Origin of the sequence: Agromyces sp. CCNWLW203, assembly GCF_036576125.1 — a bacterium.
GTDB lineage: Bacteria > Actinomycetota > Actinomycetes > Actinomycetales > Microbacteriaceae > Agromyces.
The window spans coordinates 244,057-261,725 of the sequence record NZ_JAZHYX010000001.1 but is presented as its reverse complement, the minus strand read 5'-3'; the positions used below and the strand labels follow the sequence as shown (position 1 = coordinate 261,725).

Below are 17,669 nucleotides of genomic sequence, written 5' to 3'. Positions count from 1 at the left end.
GCTTCGCGCGGTCTCTCGCTCGAGGCATCTTCATCCGCATCACGGTGGATTTCGAACCGAATTATGTCGGAGTGTTGACGGAAAAAATCAGCCCTCCTAGCGTGTCCGTTGTGACCCTGCCCAGTGGAGTGCATGCACTCGTCAGACGGACCCATGAAGACCGGGTCCTCCAGGTGCTGCGCGAGCACGGTGCGATGACGCGCGGCGAGCTCGCCACGCGCATCGGCCTCTCGCGCACCACCCTCTCGGAGATCGCCTCGCAGCTGCTCGAGCGCGGTGTGATCTCGGTCTCGGCCGACGAGACGCCGCGCCTCGGCCGGGGGCGCCCTGCCGAGAAGCTCACGCTCGACCCCGCGGCCGGGCAGTACCTCGGCGTCGACTTCGGTCGCCGACGGGTTCGCATCGTCGTCGCGAACGCCGCCCATGACCTGATCGCCTCCGACGCCGTCGCCTACGACGCGGCAGCATCGTGGGGCGAGCGCATCGCCGCCGCCTTCGACCTCATCGACCGCATGGGCGTCGAGGGTGAGCTGCACTTCGAGGGCGTGCTCGGCGTCGGCATCGGGTTCCCCGGGCCGTTCTCGCCGCGAGTGCCGCACGAACCGTCGGAGCCCGTCGCCGAAGCGCGCCGCGCCGGCGCCGTCCTCATGCGCACCGCGTTCGTCGAGCGCTTCGATGCGCCCGTGCTGCTCGACAACAACACGCGCCTCGCCGGACTCGCCGAGGCCACCTGGGACACCGCGGCCGGGGCGGACCACCTGCTCTACCTGCGCCTCTCCGACGGCATCGGCGGCGGCCTCGTCGTCGGCGGGCGCCTCGTCACGGGCGCCTCCGGGCTGGCCGGCGAGTTCGGCCACATCAGCCTCGACGGCAACGGCGAGCTCTGCCGGTGCGGCAAGCGCGGCTGCCTCGAGACCGTCGCCTCGATCGAGGCGATCCTGCGGCGATGCACCGACGCGGGCGTGCCCACGGCCTCGCTCGACGAACTGGCGGATGCCGCGGGCAAGGGCGATCCCATCGTCATCGGCGTGCTCCGTGACGCCGGCGAGGCGATCGGACGGGTGCTCGGCTCGCTCGCGGTGGCCCTGAATCCGTCGGAGATCGTGATCGGCGGTGAGATCGCCCACGTCTCCGACGTGATCCTCGAGCAGGTCGCCGCGACCACGGCCTACGAGCTGCTGCCGGTCGGCGAGTACGCCCCGACGATCCGCACCGCCTCGCTCGGCGACGAGGGCGGCGCTATCGGCGCCATCATCGCCATCTTCCAGAATTCCCCCCTGCTGGCCGGCTACCAGTCGGCGACCGACGTCGCACCCGCGACCGCCCCATTGCGAAGGAGCAGCAACTGATGTCCCCCCTGAACGAAGGAGTTCGCGTGAACGAAGGAGTTCTCGCATGGTCGCAGTGACCGACGCCACCGTGCGCCAGACCTCCGCGCAACGCACGACGACCCCGAAGGGCCGATCGCCGCGTCGCCGGATGCTCGCCCTGAACCTCATCAGCGTCGCCGCCGGCATCCTGCTCTGGTGGGCGCTCTCCGCCGCCGGCCTGCGCCTGCCGTCGCCCGTCGAGGTCGCCGTGCGCGCGTGGGAGCTGCTCATCGACGGCACGCTCATCGCCGACCTCCTCGCGAGCCTCAGCCGAGTGCTCATCGGCTTCGCGCTCGGCACCCTCGTCGCGATCCCCGTCGGCTTCATGATGGGCTGGTACGCCTGGGCACGCGGGCTCATCGAGCCGTGGATCCAGTTCTTCCGCACCATCCCGCCGCTCGCGATCATTCCGCTCGCGATCGTGCTGCTCGGCATCGGCGAGGTCCCGAAGATCTTCGTCATCTTCCTCGCGGCGTTCTTCGCGTGCGTGATCTCGACGTTCCAAGGTGTCGTGAGCATCGACCGCACCCTGATCAACGCCGCTCGAGTGCTCGGTGCGAAGGACGCAGCCATCTTCCTCAGGGTCGTGGTGCCGGCATCCGTGCCGTTCATCCTGGTCGGCATGCGCGTCGGCCTCGGTGCCGCGTGGGCGACGCTCGTCGCCGCCGAACTCATCGCAGCGCAGCTGGGGCTCGGCGCCCGCATGCAGCAGGCGCAGCTGTACTACGACCTGCCGACGATCTTCGTCGGCCTCATCGTGATCGGCATCCTCGGCCTCCTGATGGACCGCCTGCTGCTGCTCGCCGAGAAGAAGCTCACCGGATGGCAGGAACGACGATGACCACGACCGCCCAGCTCACCGACGCCCGCATCTCGGTGCGCCACGTGCGCAAGACCTTCGACCTGAAGGGCGAGGAGTTCGTCGCCCTGGGCGACGTCTCGCTCGACGTCGCCGACAACGAGTTCGTGACCGTCGTCGGGCCGTCGGGCTGCGGCAAGTCGACGCTCATGAACATCCTCGCGGGACTCGATGAGCCCACCGCGGGGCAGGCGCTCGTCGATGGTCGTGCCGTCGACGGACCCGGCCCTGAACGCGGCGTCATCTTCCAGCAGTACGCCCTCTTCCCATGGCTCACGGTGCGCAAGAACGTCGAGTTCGGACTGAAGACGGCGGGCCTCCCCGCGAAGGAACGACGCGAGAAGGCCGAGCACTTCATCGAGATGGTCGGGCTCACCGAGTTCGCCGACGCACTGCCCAAGATGCTCTCGGGCGGCATGAAGCAGCGCTGCGCGATCGCCCGCGCCTATGCCGTGAATCCCAGCATCCTGCTCATGGACGAGCCGTTCGGCGCGCTCGACGCCCTCACCCGGGTGAAGCTGCAGGAGCAGCTGCTCGACACCTGGAGCCGGGACAAGCGCACCGTCGTGTTCATCACGCACGACGTCGACGAGGCGGTGTTCCTCGCGAACCGCGTCGTCGTCATGGCCGCACGGCCCGGGCGCATCTTCGAGATCGTCGAGGTCGACCTGCCGTACCCGCGCACCGAGGAGATGCGACTCAGCCCAGAGTTCGCGGCGCTGCGCAACCGCGTCTGGAACGCGGTCTACCACCAGAACCACTGACACCCACCAGCACGACCCCCGATCGCTGTCGACCGACAGCACGACATCAAGGAAGATCTCATGACCCACTCATCCCGTCAGCGCGGCGTCTTCGCCGCCGCTGCAGCCGTCGTCGCCCTCGCCCTCTCAGGTTGCGCGCCCAGCGCGGCCGGAGGTTCTGACGAGGCCGGCGCTCCCGCCGAACTCGAGAAGGTGCGCTTCGGCTACATCGCCGACTTCAACGGCGCGAGCATCGCCGCGATCGCCGAAGACCAGGGCCTGTGGGAGAAGCACGGCATCGACGTCGAGACGCCCGTCTTCACGAACGGTCCGCTGCAGATCCAGGCGCTCGGCACCAACGACCTCGACTTCGGCTACATCGGCCCGGGCGCGATGTGGCTGCCCGCCTCCGGTCAGGCGAAGGTGGCCGCCATCAACGCGCTCGGCAACGCCGACCGGGTGATCGCGCAACCGGGCATCACCTCCATCGAAGACCTGAAGGGCAAGAAGGTCGCGGTGCCCGAGGGCACGTCCGGCGACATGATCCTCACCATGGCGTTGAAGGACGCCGGAATGACGATGGACGACGTCGAGAAGGTCGCCATGGATCCGGCGACCGTGGTCGCGGCCTTCTCGGCCGGGCAGGTCGACGCCGCGGGCATCTGGTATCCGCTCATCGACACGATCCAGCAGCAGGTGCCCGAACTCGAGATCCTCGCCGAGAACGAGGACTTCGCCGACCAGGTCGCCTTCCCGAGCGCCTTCGTCGCGAGCCCTGCCTTCGTCGAAGAGAACCCCGAACTGACGAAGCAGGTGATCGCCGTCATCCGCGAGGCCATCGACTTCCGCGTGGAGAACATGGACGAGGCGATCGAGCTCACCGCGACGATGACCAAGCTCAAGCCCGAAGACCTCGCGGCCGAGGCTGCGAACGCCAAATACCTGACCTCGGCCGAGCTCACCGAACTCACCGAGGACGGCACCGTCACGACGTGGCTCACGAGCCTCAACGAGTACTTCGTGAGCGCCGGCAAGCTCGAGTCGCCGACCGACCCCACCGAGTACTACCTGGGCGACCAGTTCGTGGAGGCCGGCAAGTAGGGCCGAACGGCACTGCTGCCCGCCGGTCGCGCGGCGGAGCTCCGGCTCCGTCGCGCGCCGGTCGGCAGCGGATGACCCGGCCGACCCCGCACGCACGAGACGAATGAGATCCATGAGCACCACCGAACGCCGCCCGAACATCCTGCTGATCCTGACCGACGACCACGCCTCGCACGCCATCGGAGCGTATGGCTCGGTCGTCAATCGCACCCCGCGGATCGACGAGATCGCCGAGGCGGGCGTACGCGTCGACAATTGCTTCTGCACGAACGCCTTGTGCACGCCGAGCCGGGCGTCGATCCTCACGGGCACCTACAGCCACGTGAACGGGGTCACGACCCTCGAGACGCCGATCGACGCGTCGCAGCCGACGTTCGTCTCGCAGCTTCGCGAGTCGGGGTACCGCACCGGCATCGTCGGCAAGTGGCACATGGGGGAGGGCCCCGGGCACGATCCGCAGGGCTTCGACCACTGGGCCGTGCTGCGCGACCAGGGCGAGTACTTCGATCCGCAGATCCTGACCGAAGACGGGGTTCGCATCGTCGAGGGCTACGCGACGGACGTGATCACGGATCTCTCGTTGGAGTGGCTCGAGTCCCTCGAGGGGGATGAGCCGTGGTGCCTGCTGATCCATCACAAGGCACCGCATCGGCCGTGGGAGCCCGACGAGCGGCACAAGGGCATGTACTCCGAGCCGATCCCGGTGCCGGCGACGTTCGGCGACGACTACCGCACCCGGTCGTCGGCCGCGCATCGTGCCGCGATGCGGATCGCCGATCACCTGACGCTGACCGACCTGAAGCAGGCGCCGCCCGAGGGCCTCGACTACGAGCAGGCGGCGCTCTGGAAGTACCAGCGCTACATGGAGGACTACCTCGCCTGCGTGGCATCCGTCGACGACAACGTGGGCCGGGTCATCGACTGGCTCCGCGATCGCGGCCAGTTCGACGACACCCTCACGATGTACACCTCGGACCAGGGGTTCTTCCTCGGCGATCACGGCTGGTTCGACAAGCGCTTCATGTACGACGAGTCACTCCGGATGCCGCTGCTCATCAGTTGCCCGTCACGCATTCCGCACCGCGAGGAACCGCTGGAACAGATCGTCACGAACGTCGACTTCGCGCAGACCATCCTCGACGGTGTCGGGCTGGCGTCGCACCCGCGGATGCAGGGCCTGAGCTTCTGGCCGCAGCTGACCGACGAACCGGCACGACCGACGCGGCCCGCGATGTACTACCGCTATTTCGAGAACGACGACGTCAACCACCACGCGTTCGCCCACTACGGAGTGCGCACCGACCGGCACAAGCTCATCTACTTCTACAACGACGGCCTCGGCCTGCCGGGTGCGTCCCCGCACCGCTACCCGCCGGAGTGGGAGCTCTACGACCTCGAGGCCGACCCCGAAGAGCTGAACAACGTGTACTTCGACCCCGCGTACGCCGAGCTTCGCGAAGAACTGAAGGTCACGCTCTGGCGACTCCAGGCCGACCTCCTCGACACCCCGCACTCGGCGCAGCCACGACCCGAGGGGCTCGCAGCCTCAACCGAGGCGGCATCCCAAGACGAGCGACTCGTCGTCGGCTGACCGCTCAGGCCGCGACGACCTCGAGCCCGAGCCAGTCGGCGAGGCTCGCGACCTCATCGTCGACGGCGTGGCGGATGTCGCGGCTGAACGGCACGTCTTCATGCACCGCGTTGACCGTGAGCGTGCCCGCCTTGCGGTCGGCCTTCGCGTCGAGCTTGCCGACGAGGCGGTCGCCGTGCAGGATCGGCAGGGCGAAGTAGCCCCACCGGCGGGCTGCGGCGGGCTTGTACATCTCGAGCACGTACTCGAAGTCGAAGAGCTGCTGTGCCCGCACGCGGTCGTAGGTCAGCCGGTCGAACGGTGAGAGCAGCGCGGTTCGACCGGCGAACGGCCGGCCGAGGGCCGCGGGGTCGACCCGCCAGACGCCGGGCACGCCCTCGACGATCGCCGGCTCGCCGGCGAGGCCCACATCGACGGGTTCGAGCGGCATCTTCGTCGACTTCTCGCGGGCGATGCCGAGGGCCGCCAACCGGCGTTCGTTGCGTCGCTGCAGGGCTTCGTCGGCCGGCATCACAGGGGACGCGAGCGACTCGGCGGGGTAGACGCGATCGGCGGGCGCCCAGAGCCGCTCGCGCCCTCGCCGGGCCGCGATCGCGACCTCGCCGCGCAGCGCGAGCAGCTCGAGCATGCGACCGACGTTCTGGTTGTGGGTCCACCCGCTCGACTGCCACGCCACCGCGCTCGTGTCGGGGATCTCGCGGGAGAGCAGCGGTTCGGGGGAGCCGGCGAGGCGGCGGAGGATGTCGCGGCGGAACGACGCGTTCTGCTCGAGCCACTCTCGCGACCGCTGCCACGTCGGCCACGACGCCATGTCGGCGCGATGCAGCGCGAGGTCTTCGATCGGGCGGATGAGCGCGTCGACCTCGAACAGCGTGCGCTCCTGCTCGAGGGCGCGAACGAGGTCGCCCGGCCGATACGCGTTGCCGAGGCGGCTCCACGCCACGAGGTCCGCGTTCGGTGCGATCGCCGCCGTCGGGTCGACCTGCAGCAGCGTCAGCTGCCGCACGACCCCGAGCAGCTCGGTCGGTCGAGGGGCGTCGAGCAGTTGCGCGCGAATCGCGACGCGTCGCGCCTCGCTGCGATCGAGACGATGCGGCTCCATGGGGCCACGGTACTCATCGCATCCGACGCCGGCCCGTCAGCTTGGGCTTGCGCACCGCTTCGCGATACGGTGCCGTCGTCGATGCGAGCCCGCCGACGAGAGGAGCCAGCATGACGGAGCAACAACTGCCGAGTGCCATCCGGGCGTTCGTCGATTCGACGAACCTCGGCGACTCGGACGGATTCGTGGCGGCGTTCGCGCCCGATGCCTACCTGAAGGACATGTCGCGGGAGTTCCACGGGCGCGATGGCGTCGCGAGTTGGAACAAGACCGACAACATCGGCCGGCAGGAGCGGTTCGAGGTGCTGAGCGTGCGGGCGGGCGACGCGCCTGATGAATACGTCGTCAGTGTCGCGGTCTCGGGCAATGGCTACAACGGGCCCGCAGACTTCGCCTTTCAGCTGTCGGGCGGACTGATCTCGCGGTTCGTCATCTCCTGAGCGACTCGCCATCGTGCGCGCGATTCGTGCGGCGCCCGGCAACCCTCGTCGACGCCCGTAGCGCAGGGCGTCGCAACGCCGCGCTCGCGGCGAATGCCACCGCCATGCCCAGCAGGGCTCCGGCAGCCACATCGTGCGGGTAGTGCACGCCCTCGGCCACCCGTGCGCTCGCGACGACGCCCGCGAGCAGTGCGGCCGCCCAGGGCACCCAGCTGCGATGGGTCACGACGACGATCGCGGCGAAGAGGGCGAACGCGACGGTCGAGTGGTTCGAGGGGAACGACCAGTCGTCCGCGGGCGGGCACTCCGCCACCGCGACGACATCGCGGCACGGACGGTCCTGGGCGACCACGAGCTTCAGCCCCTCACTCGCGAGATACGCGAGCGCCGTCCCGAGCGCCGCAGCGCCGCCCGCGGCGAAGCGCGCGACATCCGTGCGCCACGCTCGCAGGAGCGCGATCGCGAGCAGGGCGGCGAGGGGGAAGAGCCCGGCAAGCGCCGGCACGTCGATGCCCGGCCAGCGCGACGTCGTCGGAGCGATCGCCTCGAAGAGCACCACGCTCAGGCTGCCGGGAAACGGAAGGAACATCACGAGTGCGGCGAGCCCGCCGACGACGAGCACGGGTGCGGTGAGCCAGGGCGAGTGCTTCATCCGCTCGACGCTACCGACGGGGCGATCGCCGATCGTCAGCCGTGAGATGCATTCGAGGTCAGCCGACAGTCTGATCCAGCCAGCCCAACGGGCGGTTGCTGCGGATCACCCCGCCCGGGTCCACACGCTGCTTGACGGCGGCGAGGCGCTCGAGCACGTCGGGGTCGTAGGCGCCGGCGAGCGTCGCCCCCGAACCGAGGAAGGAGGGCAGCGGCCGCCCGCCGGGGTGCTTCGCGACGAGTTCGCGGAGGGGCGCGAACGCCGCGTCGACGTCGATCGTCGGATCGAAGAGCAGCACTCCCGCGCTCACCAGGCCGTCGGCCTGCATCGCGCCGACGACGGCGCGGTCGGCCCCGAGCTCGTCGGCGATCGCGCCGCCGAGGAGGCGGATGCCGCAGCGCATGAGCCCGCGATCGGCGCCGCTGAGGAACGCGTCGACGAACTCGCGAGCGAACGCGGCATCGAGACCGGTGATGGCGGCGCCGAACTCGGCCGACGGCATGGGGTCGACCGGCTCGGCCGCGACAGCGGCGAGCCCGCCGATCGTGAAGTTCGTGAGCGCGTCGGCGATCGGCTCGGCGACCGAGGTGATGCGATCGGCGAACGCGCGCCCGGTCGCCTCGTCGCCGAGGTGCACGAGGTTCACTGTCGCGACGGTGCGGCCGCGCAGGTGCGGCGGCAGGTGCTCGACATCGGGGAAGCGCATCATGCCGATGTCGACGCCGAGTTCGGGCTCGTCGCGGGCGAGTTCGAGCGCGGCCGTGATGACGGCCTCGGCCGACTCCGCGGGGAAGGTCAGGCCGCCGCCGAAGATCGCGTCACCGGGATAGAGGGCGAGCTCGATCTCGGTGACGATGCCGAAGAGCCCGCCGCCGCCGCGCAGCGCCCAGATGAGCTCGGCGTCGTCGGCATCGCTCACCCGATGCACGACGCCTGCCGCGTCGACGAGCTCGACGGAGATGATCGACCGGGCAGTGATGCCGTACCGGCGGCTGAACATCGAGTGCCCGCCGGCGATCGCGAGCGCGACGACATTGACCTCGGCGTTCGAGCCCGCGAGCGCGACGAGGCCGGTGCCGTCGAGCTCGTCGAGCGCCCGGCCCCAATTGACGCCCGCCCCGGCGCGCAGCACCCGCGCCTGCGTGTCGACGGCGAGGGAGTCGAATCGCGCCGGCCGAACGAGCACGACCCCGCGCAGGTCGCCGTTCGCGCCGTGGCCGTTGGGCTGCACGGTGACGCCGAGCCCGGCCGCAGCCGCGAAGCGGAGGATCGCCTGCAGGTCCGCGACATCCGCCGGCTCTGCGATCGCCGCAGGGTGCTGGTCGACGCTGAGGTTCCATGGGCGCCGCGCCGCCTCGTAGTCGGTGTCGCCCGGGAGCAGGAGCGTGCCGGTGAGTTCGGCGCGAAGTGCGAGCAGTTCGGATGCGGAGGTCATCGCGGTCCTTTCGTCGGGGTCAACCTAGCGGAGACCTCCGACGGCGTCACTCCCAGTCGACGCCTGGGCCGAGCAGCGCACGCCAGACCCAGTCGGCGCCGACCTCGACCGACGGACGCGGGTCCCGTAGGAGCCACGCTTCGACCACTCCGAGCGCGGAGCCCGTGATGCCCGCGGCGATGATGTCGAGCGGCAGGCCGCCGTACGCCCCGGAGTCGGCCGAAACGAAGCCGGCACGCACGATCGCGTCGATGCGGCCGCGGAGCCGGGCGAGCACCACGGCCGACCCCGTCGCCCCGAAGACCGAGCGATACAGCTCGGCGTGCTCGTCGACGTGCTGGAGGAAGACGATGAGCGCCTGCGGCGGGCCGCTCGGCGGTTCGTAGCGATCGGGCAGCATCGTGGCGGCCGTCTCAGCAGCCGCGTCGAGCGCGTCGGCGAGCAGGGTCTCCTTGTCGGAGTAGTGCTGGTAGAAGCTGCTGCGGTTCACGCCGGCACGCGCGGTGATCTCGGCGATCGTCACCTCGTCGAGCGGCCGCTCCCGAGCGAGCTCGAGCAGGGCGCTCTGCAGGCGTCGCCGCGTTCGCTCCACCCTGACGTCCATAGGGGGATTCTGCCAGCTCCGGATGTCCCGAAGCGTCAAGATTTCCAACAGATGTCGGTTATCCTCGAGAGGGCTCGATGAAGCGCCGATTCCCCGACACTTCATGAAGGGCACCTCGGCTCCATGGCTGAACTTCTGTACCGCATCGGTCGATTCTCGGCACGACGAGCATGGCTCGTGCTCGTCGGATGGCTCGGCGTGCTCGCCCTCGCAGGCGGCGCCTTCCTCGCCTTTGGCGGCACGCTCACGCAGAGCATGTCGATCCCCGGTACCGAGACCGAGCGGGTCACCGAGCAGCTCGACGCCCGGCTCGACGGTCTCGGCGGAGCCAACGGCACCGTGGTCTTCCAGACCGATGATGGCGAGGCGCTGACCGAGGCGCAGCGCGAGGAGATCTCCGCGCTCCTCGCCGACATCGCCGAGATCGACGGCGTCGCGGAGGTCGTCGACCCGTTCGCCGCGGCATCCGCTCGCGATGACCAAGCCGGCCAGCTCGCGGATGGCACCGCGCAGATCGAGGCCGGCCGCGCCGAACTCGACGCGGGCCAGGCGCAGCTCGACGCCGCGAGCGCCCAGCTCGCGGCGGGCCAGGCGCAGCTCGACGCGGCGGTCGAGCAGGCGAAGGCCGCCGGCGTCTACGAACAGGCCGCCCCGCAGTTCGACGCGCAGCAGGCTCAGCTCGACGCGGGCACCGCGGAGCTCGACGCCCAGCAGGCACAGCTCGACGACGGCCGAGCCCAGCTCGACGAGTCGGCCGCCGAACTCGACGACGGAGAGCGGCTGATGGACGCCGCCGCCGAGATCCGCACGGTGTCGACCGACGAGTCCACCGCGATCGGCGTCGTCATGTTCGAGGACGATCTCTTCTCGCTCTCGAGCGAGCTGAAGGCCGAGGTCGCGGCCGCGCTCGACGGCGCCGACATCGACGGCGTGAACGTCGACTACTCCTCGGAGATCGCCGCCTCGATCGACGGGCTCATCGGCATCGGCGAGATCGTCGGCGTGCTGATCGCCGCCCTCGTGCTCATCATCGTGTTCCGCGCGCTCCTGCCCGCGACGCTGCCGATCATCTCCTCGTTCATCGGCGTCGGCATCGGCGTCGCCGGGTCGCTCGCCTTCTCGGACGTCGTCGACATGTCGTCGGTCACGCCCGTGCTCGGCGTCATGCTGGGCCTCGCCGTCGGCATCGACTACGCGCTCTTCATCATCAACCGGCACCGGCGCCAGGTGCTCGCCGGCATGGAGCTGCGCGAGTCGATCCAGCTCGCCAACGGCACCGCGGGCAACGCCGTCGTCTTCGCCGGCTCGACCGTGCTCGTGGCCCTGCTCGCCCTGAACGTCACCGGCATCCCGTTCCTCGGCATCATGGGCACCGTCGGCGCGGTCTGCGTGCTCGTCGCCGTGCTCATCGCGGTCACGCTCACCCCGGCGCTCCTCGGGCTGATCGGCGTGCGCGTGCTCGGAAAGCGCGCTCGCGCCGAGATCGGCCACGAGTCGCACGCGGCGCCGAAGCTCGTCGCCATGCCGACGTGGCGGGCGATCGTCACGGCAGTGGTCTCGATCGTGCTGCTCCTCGTCATCGCGATTCCGGCGCTCTCGATGCGGCTCGGCCTGCCCGACGGGGCATCCGAGTCGCCGGATGCCACGACCTACCAGGCCTACACTGCGGTCTCCGACGCCTTCGGCGCCGGCCAGAACGGACCCCTGCTCGTGACCGCGACGCTGCCCGACGCGGTCGCCGAAGACGAGGTCGCCGCCACCCAGGCCGACCTCGCCGAGTGGCTCATGAGCGTCGACGACGTCGTCGCCGTGGCTCCTGCGGGCGTCTCCGACGAGCGCGACTTCTTCGCCTTCCAGGTCGTGCCGAGCGACGGGCCGTCGAGCGAGTCGACCGAGGCCCTCGTGCACGAGCTGCGCGGCCAGTCGCCGATCGACGGCGACGCGGCATCCGCTGCCCAGCTCGACGGCGTCGAGCTCGGAGTCGCGGGCGGGGCGAGCGGCAACATCGACATCTCGGCGAAGCTCGCCGGGGTGTTGCCGCTCTACCTCGCGGTCGTCGTGGGCCTCTCGCTCATCATCCTGATCCTCGTGTTCCGCTCGATCCTGGTACCGCTCATCGCGACCGCCGGCTTCGTGCTCTCACTGTTCGCGGCGTTCGGCGCGACGGTGGCGATCTTCCAGTGGGGCTGGCTCGGCGAGGTGTTCGGCGTGCACAACCCGGGGCCGGTGCTGAACTTCGCGCCGATCATCGTCATGGGCGTGCTGTTCGGCCTCGCGATGGACTACCAGCTGTTCCTCGTCTCCGGCATGCGCGAGGCGTACGTGCACGGCACTCCCGCGCGCCTCGCGGTCGTCGCGGGCCTCCGCGGCGGGCGAGCCGTCGTCACCGCGGCGGCGATCATCATGGCGGCCGTGTTCGGCGGCTTCGTCTTCTCGCACCTCACGATGGTGCGGCCGCTCGGCTTCGGCCTCGCGATCGGCGTGCTGTTCGACGCGTTCATCGTGCGCATGCTGCTGACGCCCGCGATCATGCACCTGCTCGGTCCGGCCGCGTGGTGGCTGCCGAAGTGGCTCGACCGCCTGCTGCCCGATGTCGACGTCGAGGGCGCGGCGCTCGAGCGGAGCCACCCGGTGCACGGGGCTCCTGCGAGCGGCGCGGCGACGGGCGAGACGACGGCCAGGGCCGGCGACACGGCGACGGATGCCTCGACCGGCGACGTGAAGATCGGCGACGCGGAGCCCGACGAAGCGGCGGGGCTCAGCGCAGATCGAGGCGCATGAGCACGCGCGGGAACCCGCTGATGACCGACTGGGTGTCTGAGGCCTTCGTGAACCCGGCGCGTTCGAACAGTGCGCGGGTGCCGACGTAGGCCATGGTCAGGTCGACCTTCTCGCCCTGATTGTCGACGGGGTAGCCCTCGATCGCCGGCGCACCGTGGGCGCGTGCGAACTCGACCGCGCCTGCGAGCAGGTGGTGGCTGATGCCGCTCTTGCGGTGCCCGGGCCGCACGCGGATGCACCACACCGACCACACGTCGAGGTCATCGACGTGGGGGATCTTGCGGTTCTTCGCGAAGCTCGTGTCGGCGCGCGGATGCACCCCGGCCCAGCCGACGACCTCGTCGCCGTCGTACGCGAGCACGCCGGGCGGCGGGTCGAGCGCGCAGAGCTCGCGCACCCGATCGGCACGCGCAGGCCCGCGCAGCTCGACGTTCTCTTTCGATGAGAGCAGTCGGTAGCTCAGGCAGAAGCACACGTTCGACGCAGGGTTCTTCGGCCCGACGACGGCCGCGACGTCGTCGAACTCGGTCGCGGGGCGTACCTCGATCGGCATGCCGTCAGCCTGCCACCGCCAGCCGACATCCGGAACCGTGCGACGCGCACAGTGATCTCATGCCAGCTCGAGCACGCTCCAGACGATCTCGCCGAGCTCGTCGGTCGTCGAGTGGTCGCGGCGGAAGCCGAGCTTGTCGAGCACTCGGAACGACGGCGTGTTCCACGCGCGCACGGTCGACCAGAGCCGCTCACGGCCCGTCGCGCGCGCCGCGGCGACCACGGCGGTCGCCGCCTCGGTGGCGTAGCCGTTGCCGTGCGCGCTCCGCAGCAGCTCGTACGCGAGTTCGGGCTCGTCGAGGTTCGAGCGACCGATGACGAGCCCGCAGTATCCGAGGAACCCGGCCCTGTCGTGGCGGCGAAGCGTCAGGAGGTGGATGCCGCGACCCGGGGCGCTCTCACGCGCACCGCGGATCTCCTCCGTCGCCTCCTCGAGGGTCGGCGTCGCGTCGCCGCGCTCGCCCACGAGCAGCCGGTAACCCGGCGCATCCGATTCCTCCCAGAGGCGGAGTGACAGTCGTTCGGTGCGCAGGGCGAAGGGCATCGGTTCGTAGGGCATCGATTCACTCTCGCATCGCGGTGCCGGCGTGGCAAGATCGCGGCCCGGGCCGTCGGGGCCCTTGACGAGCGGGCATGTCAGGCATATATTCACCCTCATGGGTGAATATCAACTCGACACCGTGCTGAGCGCCATCGCCGATCCCACGCGACGCGCGATCCTCGACCGCCTCCTCGTCTCCGACGCTCGCGTCACCGACCTCGCGAGCGAGTTTCCGATCTCGCTGAACTCCACGAGCAAGCACATCAAGGTGCTCGAACGCGCCCGGCTCGTCGAGCGGCACGTGCGCGGCCGCGACCACGTGCTGTCGCTGCGTGCCGAAGCCCTCGGCGACGCGGTCGCGTGGATGACGCAGTATCGCGACTTCTGGGAGCAGCGCCTTGCCGCGCTCGAGGCCTTCATGCTGGGAGACGGTGAGGACACGACGGGCAGCGGGGGAGAGCGATGAACGCCGCGGTCGTGACGGTCAGCCGTCGCATCGCGGCATCCGCTGAGCGCCTCTTCGACGCCTGGCTCGACCCGAAGAGCCTCGCCGTGTGGATGCACCGCGACGGCAGTGCGCCGTCGGGCGCGGTGGCCGACCGCCGGGTCGGGGGCGCCTTCGCGATCACGATGAACGACCCGGGCGGCTCCTTCGTGCACGCCGGCAACTACACCGTGATCGACCGGCCGCACACGCTCGAGTTCACGTGGCGCTCGATCGCCACGCACCAGACCGATTCGCTCGTGCGCGTCACCTTCACGCCCGACGGCGACGCCACGGTGGTCGAGGTGCGCCACGAGCGACTGCCCGACGCGGCGGCCGTGCAGCGGCACACCGAGGGCTGGACCGAGATCATCGACCGATTCGCCCGAACACTCGCAGAGAACGGAGCTTCATGATGCTGCTCGACGGCAAGGTGGCCGTGATCCACGGCGGCGGCGGGTCCATCGGGGCCGCGACCGCACGGGTGTTCGCGCGAGAGGGTGCCCGATTGTTCCTGGCCGGTCGGAGCCTCCCGCGACTCGAGGCCGCGGCGGTCGAGGCGCGCGAGCTCGGGGCATCCGTCGACATCGCGGTCGTCGACGCGATGGACCAGGCGGCCGTCGACCGGCACGTCGACGAGGTGACGGATGCCGCGGGGCGCATCGACATCGCCCTGAACGCCGTCGGCTTCGACCACGTGCAGGGCCTGCCGATCGCCGAGACCTCCCTCGCCGACTACCTGCACCCCGTCACCGGGTACCTGCAGACGAACTTCGTCACGGCCAAGGCCGTCTCGCGGCCCATGCTCGCGCAGGGCGGCGGCGTGATCCTCACGATCTCGACCCCGGGCGCGCGGCTCGCGGGCACGGGGCTCATCGGCAACGCCGCACAGAGCGCCGGGCTCGAGGGCTTCTCGCGGGCGCTCGCCGGTGAGCTCGGCCCGAGCGGCGTGCGGGTCGTCTGCGTACGCCCGCACGCGATGGCCGATGCCTACGAGACCTCGTACACGGGGGAGATGTTCGGCCGTATCGCGGCGGCGGGCGGCATGGGGCGCGACGAGTGGCTCGCCGGCCTCGCGGGCACGACCCTGCTCGGCCGGCTGCCGTCGCTCGCCGAGGTCGCGGAGTACCTCGCGTTCGCGGCATCCGATCGGGCGCGCTCGATGACCGGCGTGATCTCGAACCTCACGGCCGGTGCGCTCGTCGACTGACTCGGGGCGCTCTGACTGGGGTGCGCGTCGTCTGACGACGGCGCTCCGCGTCTACCCGAGTGCGACGAGCAGGCTCAGCACGGCGAGCACCGCGACGACCGGGGTCATGGTGTAGCGCTCGGGTCTGCTGCGCGAGATCGCGTTCATCGGGATGCCGATCACGAAGTACGCGAACACGACCCACATGCCGATGGTCGAGACTGCGTCGGAGACGACGTCGATGACGCCTGCGCGGTCGAGGGCGATCACCGCGATGACCGCGTAGATCACGATCGAGATCGCGCTGCCGATTCGGAGCCGCGCGGGCAGCACGCGGTGGTGACCGCCCCACGCGAACCTGCCGATCGGCGCACCGAGGGCGAGCGCGAGCTGGAAGACGGCGAGTGCGGCGAGGATCACGCAGAGCACGATGGCGGCGAGCATGCCGTGAGCCTATCGGGCGGCCATCGGCGTCGGCCCGCGACATCCGTCTCGTTCGAAATCGATTGACAAACGATAGAGAAGTCACGAAACTCGATATATGCGAACGATCGAACGAGTCATCGTGCCCCTGCGAGTGCTGCTCGTGCTCGTCTTCGTCGGGCTGCTGGTGGCCCAGCTGTTCAGCCTGCCCGGCCAGTTCTCGCACATGGCGAGCGAGCAGCCCGAGAGCGGATTCATCCCGTGGCTGCTGCTGACCTTCGGGATCCTCGAGGTGCTGTGCTTCCAGGTCGTCATCGTCTGCACGTGGCGACTGCTGACCCTCGTCAGGTCCGACCGCATCTTCAGCGAGGAGGCGTTCGCCTGGGTCGACGGCATCGTCTGGGCGATGGTCGTCGCGTGGCTGCTGCTCGCCGGAGTGGCCGGCTACTTCGTGGCAATCATCTACTTCACGCCCGAGCTGCGCGACCCCGGCATCCCGATCGTCTTGACGGGCATGGTGCTCATCGGTGCGGTGCTCGTGCTGACCATGGTCGTGATGCGCGCGCTGCTCCGTCAGGCGACCCTGCTGCGCAGCGACCTCGAGGACGTGATCTGATGCCGATCATCGTGCGCATCGACGTCGAGCTGGCCAAGCGCAAGATGAGCGTGGGGGAGTTCGCCGATCGCATCGGGCTCACGCCTGCGAACGTCGCGGTGCTGAAGAACGGCCGCGCCAAGGCCGTGCGCTTCACGACGCTCGATGCGATGTGCCGCGTGCTCGAATGCCAGCCCGGCGACCTCCTCGAGTGGGTCGAGGAGGTCGCCGGGGAGGCGGGGCAGGGAGACGCCTGACGCGGTTTCCTGGTCAGGACGCCGGAGTCGGAGTCGGAGTCGATGCGGTTGCCGCCGCAGCGAGCACCGACCGGACGCCCCGCGGCGCCCGGCCGAGCGCCGCGCGCACCCCATCGGTCGGGAGCACGTTCCGGCCGTCCAGGGTCTCGCGGCACAGCTCGGTGAGCAGGGTCGCGACATCCTCGCCGTCTTCGGCGGCGATGGCGGCGTGGAACTCGTCGAACCCCATCGGCACGTAGACGATCTCGCGGCCCGTGGTCTCCGACAGCATGACGGCGATCTCGGCGAACGTCAGCGACTCCGGCCCGGTCACCTCGTGCACGCGGTGCTCGTGGTCGGGGCCCGCGCCCGTGAGTGCCTCGACGGCGACCGCCGCCACGTCGTCCACGTCGACGAACGGCTCTCGCACGTCGCCGGCCGGAAGCGCCAGCACTCCCGTGACGGCCGCATCGCTCAGCACGCCCTCGGTGAAGTTCTGCGCGAACCAGCTCGCACGCACGATGGTCGCGGGCACGGTCGACGCCAGCAGGATGTCTTCACAGCGTCGTGCCCCGTCCTCCCCGCGGCCCGAGAGCAGCACGATGCGCTGCACGCCGGCCTCGTGCGCGACTTCGGCGAGGCGAGTGATGGCGGCCTCGGAGCCGGGTGCTGCGAGGTCGGGCACGTAGGCCGCGTACAGGCGGTCGACGCCCTGCAGCGCTGCGGCCCAGTGCTCCGGATGCTCCCAGTCGAACACCGGGGTGGTGCGACGGGCCAAGCGGCGAACGCGGTGGCCCCGCGCCTCGAGCAGGTCGGCGACGCGCCGGCCGGTCTTGCCGGTGGATCCGATGACGGCGAATTCCAGTGACATGAGCGTGTCCTTTCGGTGGGTGGTGCATCCACTCTCAGGTCGCGCCGCCGGATGTGCAATCGCTCAATCACCGCATTCATATGCCGTTCGTCCAGAAGTC

General features: G+C 70.0%; 20 protein-coding genes. 12 read left to right on the top strand and 8 right to left on the bottom strand.

What is annotated here, in order from left to right:
* Nucleotides 1–110: 110 nt before the first annotated feature.
* The 5 genes from VPH61_RS01230 (at nucleotide 111) to VPH61_RS01210 (ending at nucleotide 5,664) form a co-directional block, all read left to right on the top strand.
* Entirely contained in the window at nucleotides 111–1,349 is a 1,239-nt protein-coding gene (locus VPH61_RS01230) for an ROK family transcriptional regulator (protein ID WP_332061701.1), read from the top strand.
* Between the two features lie 46 nt (nucleotides 1,350–1,395).
* Nucleotides 1,396–2,211: an ABC transporter permease gene (locus VPH61_RS01225; RefSeq protein ID WP_332061700.1), complete on the top strand. Its 816-nt coding sequence runs from the start codon at nucleotides 1,396–1,398 to the stop codon at nucleotides 2,209–2,211.
* Nucleotides 2,208–2,993, top strand: coding sequence for an ABC transporter ATP-binding protein (locus VPH61_RS01220; RefSeq protein WP_332061699.1), 786 nt, complete (start codon nucleotides 2,208–2,210; stop codon nucleotides 2,991–2,993). The genes VPH61_RS01225 and VPH61_RS01220 overlap by 4 nt, the downstream gene beginning before the upstream one ends.
* A gap of 60 nt (nucleotides 2,994–3,053) precedes the next feature.
* Entirely contained in the window at nucleotides 3,054–4,073 is a 1,020-nt protein-coding gene (locus VPH61_RS01215; RefSeq protein ID WP_332061698.1) for an aliphatic sulfonate ABC transporter substrate-binding protein, read from the top strand.
* A 112-nt stretch (nucleotides 4,074–4,185) separates the two neighbouring features.
* The gene (locus tag VPH61_RS01210; protein ID WP_332061697.1) at nucleotides 4,186–5,664 is read left to right on the top strand and encodes a sulfatase family protein; all 1,479 of its coding nucleotides are present in this window, start codon (nucleotides 4,186–4,188) and stop codon (nucleotides 5,662–5,664) included.
* 4 nt (nucleotides 5,665–5,668) lie between these two features.
* Here VPH61_RS01210 and VPH61_RS01205 read toward each other — a convergent pair whose 3' ends face one another.
* A complete protein-coding gene (locus tag VPH61_RS01205; RefSeq protein WP_332061696.1) occupies nucleotides 5,669–6,766 on the bottom strand; it encodes a DNA glycosylase AlkZ-like family protein in 1,098 nt (365 codons plus the stop codon).
* A 110-nt stretch (nucleotides 6,767–6,876) separates the two neighbouring features.
* Between VPH61_RS01205 and VPH61_RS01200 the strand changes: the two genes are divergently transcribed.
* A complete protein-coding gene (locus VPH61_RS01200) occupies nucleotides 6,877–7,206 on the top strand; it encodes a nuclear transport factor 2 family protein (RefSeq protein ID WP_332061695.1) in 330 nt (109 codons plus the stop codon).
* Here the strand turns inward: VPH61_RS01200 and VPH61_RS01195 are convergent.
* From VPH61_RS01195 to VPH61_RS01185, 3 genes are read right to left on the bottom strand one after another with little or no spacing between them, the layout of a single operon-like run.
* Entirely contained in the window at nucleotides 7,196–7,858 is a 663-nt protein-coding gene (locus VPH61_RS01195; protein WP_332061694.1) for a phosphatase PAP2 family protein, read from the bottom strand. The two genes, VPH61_RS01200 and VPH61_RS01195, sit on opposite strands and share 11 nt — an antisense overlap.
* Before the next feature lie 58 nt (nucleotides 7,859–7,916).
* The gene (locus tag VPH61_RS01190) at nucleotides 7,917–9,293 is read right to left on the bottom strand and encodes an FAD-binding oxidoreductase (RefSeq protein ID WP_332061693.1); all 1,377 of its coding nucleotides are present in this window, start codon (nucleotides 9,291–9,293) and stop codon (nucleotides 7,917–7,919) included.
* Between the two features lie 46 nt (nucleotides 9,294–9,339).
* A complete protein-coding gene (locus VPH61_RS01185; RefSeq protein ID WP_332061692.1) occupies nucleotides 9,340–9,897 on the bottom strand; it encodes a TetR/AcrR family transcriptional regulator in 558 nt (185 codons plus the stop codon).
* 123 nt (nucleotides 9,898–10,020) lie between these two features.
* Between VPH61_RS01185 and VPH61_RS01180 the strand changes: the two genes are divergently transcribed.
* Nucleotides 10,021–12,678, top strand: coding sequence for an MMPL family transporter (locus VPH61_RS01180; RefSeq protein WP_332061691.1), 2,658 nt, complete (start codon nucleotides 10,021–10,023; stop codon nucleotides 12,676–12,678).
* Here the strand turns inward: VPH61_RS01180 and VPH61_RS01175 are convergent.
* A complete protein-coding gene (locus VPH61_RS01175; RefSeq protein ID WP_332061690.1) occupies nucleotides 12,656–13,231 on the bottom strand; it encodes a GNAT family N-acetyltransferase in 576 nt (191 codons plus the stop codon). The genes VPH61_RS01180 and VPH61_RS01175 overlap by 23 nt on opposite strands.
* A 57-nt stretch (nucleotides 13,232–13,288) precedes the next feature.
* The gene (locus VPH61_RS01170; protein ID WP_332061689.1) at nucleotides 13,289–13,789 is read right to left on the bottom strand and encodes a GNAT family N-acetyltransferase; all 501 of its coding nucleotides are present in this window, start codon (nucleotides 13,787–13,789) and stop codon (nucleotides 13,289–13,291) included.
* 97 nt (nucleotides 13,790–13,886) lie between these two features.
* Between VPH61_RS01170 and VPH61_RS01165 the strand changes: the two genes are divergently transcribed.
* Genes VPH61_RS01165 through VPH61_RS01155 form a run of 3 tightly spaced genes read left to right on the top strand, consistent with a single transcriptional unit; the run spans nucleotide 13,887 to nucleotide 15,465 of the window.
* Complete coding sequence (locus VPH61_RS01165; protein WP_332061688.1) at nucleotides 13,887–14,237, top strand: ArsR/SmtB family transcription factor; 351 nt, start codon at nucleotides 13,887–13,889, stop codon at nucleotides 14,235–14,237.
* Nucleotides 14,234–14,671, top strand: a complete 438-nt coding sequence (locus VPH61_RS01160; protein WP_332061687.1) for an SRPBCC family protein — start codon at nucleotides 14,234–14,236, stop codon at nucleotides 14,669–14,671. Before VPH61_RS01165 ends, VPH61_RS01160 begins: the two co-directional genes overlap by 4 nt.
* Nucleotides 14,668–15,465, top strand: coding sequence for an SDR family NAD(P)-dependent oxidoreductase (locus VPH61_RS01155; RefSeq protein ID WP_332061686.1), 798 nt, complete (start codon nucleotides 14,668–14,670; stop codon nucleotides 15,463–15,465). The genes VPH61_RS01160 and VPH61_RS01155 overlap by 4 nt, the downstream gene beginning before the upstream one ends.
* Nucleotides 15,466–15,516: 51 nt before the next feature.
* Here VPH61_RS01155 and VPH61_RS01150 read toward each other — a convergent pair whose 3' ends face one another.
* A complete protein-coding gene (locus tag VPH61_RS01150) occupies nucleotides 15,517–15,888 on the bottom strand; it encodes a hypothetical protein (protein WP_332061685.1) in 372 nt (123 codons plus the stop codon).
* 97 nt (nucleotides 15,889–15,985) lie between these two features.
* Between VPH61_RS01150 and VPH61_RS01145 the strand changes: the two genes are divergently transcribed.
* Both VPH61_RS01145 and VPH61_RS01140 read left to right on the top strand, forming a co-directional pair.
* Complete coding sequence (locus VPH61_RS01145; protein ID WP_332061684.1) at nucleotides 15,986–16,483, top strand: DUF2975 domain-containing protein; 498 nt, start codon at nucleotides 15,986–15,988, stop codon at nucleotides 16,481–16,483.
* Complete coding sequence (locus tag VPH61_RS01140; RefSeq protein WP_332061683.1) at nucleotides 16,483–16,719, top strand: helix-turn-helix domain-containing protein; 237 nt, start codon at nucleotides 16,483–16,485, stop codon at nucleotides 16,717–16,719. The genes VPH61_RS01145 and VPH61_RS01140 overlap by 1 nt, the downstream gene beginning before the upstream one ends.
* 13 nt (nucleotides 16,720–16,732) lie before the next feature.
* Here the strand turns inward: VPH61_RS01140 and VPH61_RS01135 are convergent, their stop codons facing one another.
* Nucleotides 16,733–17,569 carry an NmrA family NAD(P)-binding protein gene (locus VPH61_RS01135; RefSeq protein ID WP_332061682.1) on the bottom strand — a complete coding sequence of 279 codons (837 nt, stop codon included), beginning with the start codon at nucleotides 17,567–17,569 and terminating at the stop codon, nucleotides 16,733–16,735.
* Nucleotides 17,570–17,669 lie beyond the last annotated feature (100 nt).

What these genes read in the sequence shown, in the direction of transcription:
- VPH61_RS01225 (WP_332061700.1), top strand. Translation starts at nt 1,396, where the DNA reads ATGGTCGCAGTGACCGACGCCACCGTGCGCCAGACCTCCGCGCAACGC.
- VPH61_RS01220 (WP_332061699.1), top strand. Translation starts at nt 2,208, where the DNA reads ATGACCACGACCGCCCAGCTCACCGACGCCCGCATCTCGGTGCGCCAC.
- VPH61_RS01215 (WP_332061698.1), top strand. Translation starts at nt 3,054, where the DNA reads ATGACCCACTCATCCCGTCAGCGCGGCGTCTTCGCCGCCGCTGCAGCC.
- VPH61_RS01210 (WP_332061697.1), top strand. Translation starts at nt 4,186, where the DNA reads ATGAGCACCACCGAACGCCGCCCGAACATCCTGCTGATCCTGACCGAC.
- VPH61_RS01205 (WP_332061696.1), bottom strand. Translation starts at nt 6,766, where the DNA reads ATGGAGCCGCATCGTCTCGATCGCAGCGAGGCGCGACGCGTCGCGATT.
- VPH61_RS01200 (WP_332061695.1), top strand. Translation starts at nt 6,877, where the DNA reads ATGACGGAGCAACAACTGCCGAGTGCCATCCGGGCGTTCGTCGATTCG.
- VPH61_RS01195 (WP_332061694.1), bottom strand. Translation starts at nt 7,858, where the DNA reads ATGAAGCACTCGCCCTGGCTCACCGCACCCGTGCTCGTCGTCGGCGGG.
- VPH61_RS01190 (WP_332061693.1), bottom strand. Translation starts at nt 9,293, where the DNA reads ATGACCTCCGCATCCGAACTGCTCGCACTTCGCGCCGAACTCACCGGC.
- VPH61_RS01185 (WP_332061692.1), bottom strand. Translation starts at nt 9,897, where the DNA reads ATGGACGTCAGGGTGGAGCGAACGCGGCGACGCCTGCAGAGCGCCCTG.
- VPH61_RS01180 (WP_332061691.1), top strand. Translation starts at nt 10,021, where the DNA reads ATGGCTGAACTTCTGTACCGCATCGGTCGATTCTCGGCACGACGAGCA.
- VPH61_RS01175 (WP_332061690.1), bottom strand. Translation starts at nt 13,231, where the DNA reads ATGCCGATCGAGGTACGCCCCGCGACCGAGTTCGACGACGTCGCGGCC.
- VPH61_RS01170 (WP_332061689.1), bottom strand. Translation starts at nt 13,789, where the DNA reads ATGCCCTACGAACCGATGCCCTTCGCCCTGCGCACCGAACGACTGTCA.
- VPH61_RS01165 (WP_332061688.1), top strand. Translation starts at nt 13,887, where the DNA reads ATGGGTGAATATCAACTCGACACCGTGCTGAGCGCCATCGCCGATCCC.
- VPH61_RS01160 (WP_332061687.1), top strand. Translation starts at nt 14,234, where the DNA reads ATGAACGCCGCGGTCGTGACGGTCAGCCGTCGCATCGCGGCATCCGCT.
- VPH61_RS01155 (WP_332061686.1), top strand. Translation starts at nt 14,668, where the DNA reads ATGATGCTGCTCGACGGCAAGGTGGCCGTGATCCACGGCGGCGGCGGG.
- VPH61_RS01150 (WP_332061685.1), bottom strand. Translation starts at nt 15,888, where the DNA reads ATGCTCGCCGCCATCGTGCTCTGCGTGATCCTCGCCGCACTCGCCGTC.
- VPH61_RS01145 (WP_332061684.1), top strand. Translation starts at nt 15,986, where the DNA reads ATGCGAACGATCGAACGAGTCATCGTGCCCCTGCGAGTGCTGCTCGTG.
- VPH61_RS01140 (WP_332061683.1), top strand. Translation starts at nt 16,483, where the DNA reads ATGCCGATCATCGTGCGCATCGACGTCGAGCTGGCCAAGCGCAAGATG.
- VPH61_RS01135 (WP_332061682.1), bottom strand. Translation starts at nt 17,569, where the DNA reads ATGTCACTGGAATTCGCCGTCATCGGATCCACCGGCAAGACCGGCCGG.